Annotated in this window: 1 protein-coding gene and 1 pseudogene; one reads left to right on the top strand and one right to left on the bottom strand. The window is 65.2% G+C overall.

Features of this window, described 5'->3' with window-relative positions; all coding sequences use genetic code 11:
• Positions 1–653: pseudogene (locus U1700_RS15225) on the top strand (epoxide hydrolase); the annotation flags it as partial.
• Between the two features lie 128 nt (positions 654–781).
• Here the strand turns inward: U1700_RS15225 and U1700_RS15220 are convergent.
• A partial coding sequence (locus tag U1700_RS15220; protein ID WP_332753509.1) for a sensor histidine kinase occupies positions 782–1080 on the bottom strand: 299 nt, incomplete at its 5' end.

The raw sequence follows: 1080 nt of genomic DNA, 5'->3' as shown, positions 1-1080 counted from the left end.
GGCTAGGCTACGGCGAGCACTGGGTCGCACAGGGCGGCGACTGGGGCGCGGCGGTCGTGTCGGCGCTGGCGCACATGCGCGCGCCGGGCCTTGCCGGTATCCACCTCAACATGGTCATGTTCCAGCCGACCGACCAGGAAGTGGCGGCGGCATCTGCGGAAGAGCAGGCGATGCTCGCCGACATGAAGCGGTACGAGGCCGAACAGTCCGGCTACATGAAGCTGCAGAACACCCGCCCGCAGTCCGTCGGCTTCGCACTGGCCGACTCCCCGGTCGGTCTCGCGGCCTGGATCTACGCCCTGTTCCAGGACGTGACCGACAGCGGGGGCAAGCCGGAGCGGGTGATCCCGCTCGATCATATGATCGATGACATCATGCTCTACTGGCTGCCCAATGCCGGGGCCAGCTCGGTAAGGTTCTACTGGGACAATGCGCAGGCGCAGGGAGGTATGCCAAGCGATCCGATCCCGGTGCCATCGGGCGTCAGCATGTTCCCGCGCGAGGCGCTGCGGCTGTCGCGTCGCTGGGCGGAGAAGAGGTTCGCCAAACTGATTCACTACACCCAGCCCGATCGTGGCGGCCACTTCGCCGCGATGGAAAATCCCGCGGCGCTGATCGGCGACATCCGGACGACATTCGCTTTGGAAAGGTAATGTCATTCTCGATTGGGAACGGCGGGCGAGACGGCCGGGGCATTCCCGTTGGGATCGCGAAATGGGAAAGTCGGGTCATTCCCAAAACCTGGTTATGCCGGAGTTTTGGGGCACCTTGAGGGCGGGGATCATCCTTGTCGACCGGTCGCCAGCCGAATGGTGACGCCGAACCCGCTGCCGCTTCCCGACAGGATGGCGTTGCCGCCATGCCCGACAGCGATTGCGCGGACCAGTGCGAGACCAAGCCCGTGCCCATCGGTTGAGCGCGACGTTTCAGCGCGGGCAAAGCGCTGGAACAGGCGTTCGGCATCGGTGCTCGGAGCGCCTGGTCCGTCATCCTTCAGCGTCACCTCGATCGCATCGCGCGTCGTTCGGGCAGACAGCGTTGCCGTCGTGCCTTCCGGTGTATGGCGCAGCGAGTTTTCCA

This window comes from Sphingomonas sp. RB1R13 (assembly GCF_036663775.1).
Classification (GTDB): domain Bacteria; phylum Pseudomonadota; class Alphaproteobacteria; order Sphingomonadales; family Sphingomonadaceae; genus Sphingomicrobium.
Note: the sequence above shows the minus strand (reverse complement) of the source record. Positions and strands in the feature narration are given on the sequence as shown.